This is a genomic window from uncultured Corynebacterium sp. (assembly GCF_937999985.1).
GTDB lineage: Bacteria > Actinomycetota > Actinomycetes > Mycobacteriales > Mycobacteriaceae > Corynebacterium.
The window spans coordinates 1-1,978 of sequence record NZ_CALLDG010000190.1 but is presented as its reverse complement, the minus strand read 5'-3'; the positions used below and the strand labels follow the sequence as shown (position 1 = coordinate 1,978).

Below are 1,978 nucleotides of genomic sequence, written 5' to 3'. Positions count from 1 at the left end.
ACGACCTGAGCGCCCGGCTTGTTCTTCAGCGACCGAAGGGACTTGCGGACCTTCATCGGGCGCTCCTTTCCTCATCGACTTTCTTACATCGCCAGGCAGTACAGGCTTACAGACTAAAGCCCGTTCATGCCGCCCGGCACAAACACAAACGATGAGTTTACCCATCGCAGACTCCAAAACCAAATAAGTGCAAATAGACTGCCCGAGCACCCCGCGCTCCCCTGCGGACTAGCATCTAACCCATGAGCCCTTCCGCAAACCAGCCGAACCACACCCCCAACAACCCCGGCAGCACTAGCGGCGCCGAGCGCCCGGGCGCGCGCCCGCTACACGCGCAGATCATCGCAGAGCTAGGGGTGCGCCCCACCATCAAGCCCGCCGAGGAGGTAGAGCGCCGCGTGCAGTTCATCGCCGACTACATGCAGGCCACGGGAGTTCGCGCCCTAGTGCTGGGAATCTCTGGCGGCCAGGATTCCACCCTGGCGGGAAGGCTGTGTCAGCTGGCGGTCGAGCGCCTCAATCAGGAGGGCACACAGGCTCAGCGAGCAGATACGCCGCAGCCCTACCGCTTCTGCGCCGTGCGGCTGCCCTACGGAACCCAGGCGGACGAAGACGACGCACAGGTGGCGCTGAAGTTTATCGCACCGAGTATGGGCGTCACAGTAAATATCAAGGGCGCAACCGACGAATCGGCGCGCGCGGCGAGCGAGGCCCTAGGCATCGCGCAGGTTAGCGACTTCAACAAGGGCAACATCAAGGCGCGCGAACGCATGATCGCGCAGTACGCGCTGGCGGGTGAGCTCGGCGCGCTGGTGGTCGGCACGGATCACGCAGCAGAGGCAGTCACCGGCTTTTACACCAAGCACGGCGACGGTGCGGCGGATCTGGTGCCGTTGGCGGGGCTCACGAAGCGGCAGGGCGCGGCGCTGCTGCAGCACCTCGGCGCCCCGGACAGCACGTGGCAAAAGGTTCCCACCGCGGATCTGGAGGAAGACCGCCCCGCACTCCCAGACGAGGAGGCGCTGGGCGTGACGTACACGCAGCTCGACGACTACCTGGAGAGCACCACCGGCGCTGCCGACATCGACCCGCAGGTCGCCGAGCACATCGAGAAGCTATGGTTCCGCTCGCGCCACAAGCGGCACTTGCCGGTCACCCCGCGCGACGATTGGTGGCGCAGCTAGAAAACGAACTGATCCAGAATCAGCGCGGTAAACGCCAGGAACCAGGCGATTACCACTACCAGCGGCATGCCCAGCGCGGAGTGCGGAACGTCCTCCCCCGCCTCGCGCCGCTTCTCACGCTGGATGTGCACCAACGTCATCACGAACATCGGCAGGATCGCCGCCCACACGGCCATGCAGTAGGGGCACAGCGCGCCGATGGAGTAGATCGCAGCGTAGGCCAGCCAGTGTACAAACACCACGCCCAGCCCCAGCCCGGCAAGCGTGCAGTACCACATCCAGCGCGGCAGCTTCGCCCCCACAATTAGCATCACGGCCAGGGTCATCATCACCGGGAAGCCAATCAGCCCGATGAACGGATTAGAAAACCCGAACGCAGATGCCTGATCCGAAGCCATCACGTCCGTACACGAAATCACTTCGTTGAAAGTGCAGGCAGGCTCGAAGTTAGGGTCCAGCGCCATCTGCAGCTTGTCGTGCATGATCAGCGCGGAGAAAATCAGCCCGATCGTGGACAGCACAAGGAAGGTGTAGCCGAAGCGTTTGGTAGCACCTAAACCGTTCATGCGCTCGCTCTCTTTATTTACTGACGCCCTCACGTCCCAGCGCGCCCACACCAGCACTTTCTGGCGCGAGGTGAATCGGCCTGGGGCCACTGTCCATGGCGGAACTGGGCGATTTCCAACGAAATTAGATTAGCACGGTGGATTACCCAGCAAATACAAGAAAACCCCAGCTCATTTCTGAACTGGGGTAATGCGTTCTGTGGAGCTAACGGGATTCGAACCCGTGAC

General features: G+C 62.4%; 2 protein-coding genes. One reads left to right on the top strand and one right to left on the bottom strand.

What is annotated here, in order from left to right; all coding sequences use genetic code 11:
- Window positions 1-242: 242 nt before the first annotated feature.
- Window positions 243-1,184: an ammonia-dependent NAD(+) synthetase gene (gene nadE, locus Q0331_RS09025; RefSeq protein WP_298076033.1), complete on the top strand. Its 942-nt coding sequence runs from the start codon at window positions 243-245 to the stop codon at window positions 1,182-1,184.
- Here the strand turns inward: nadE and Q0331_RS09020 are convergent.
- Window positions 1,181-1,750 carry a vitamin K epoxide reductase family protein gene (locus Q0331_RS09020; protein WP_298076032.1) on the bottom strand — a complete coding sequence of 190 codons (570 nt, stop codon included), beginning with the start codon at window positions 1,748-1,750 and terminating at the stop codon, window positions 1,181-1,183. The two genes, nadE and Q0331_RS09020, sit on opposite strands and share 4 nt — an antisense overlap.
- Window positions 1,751-1,978 lie beyond the last annotated feature (228 nt).

Excerpts from the sequence above, each read along its gene's own strand:
- nadE (WP_298076033.1), top strand. The coding sequence starts at position 243 with ATGAGCCCTTCCGCAAACCAGCCGAACCACACCCCCAACAACCCCGGC.
- Q0331_RS09020 (WP_298076032.1), bottom strand. The coding sequence starts at position 1,750 with ATGAACGGTTTAGGTGCTACCAAACGCTTCGGCTACACCTTCCTTGTG.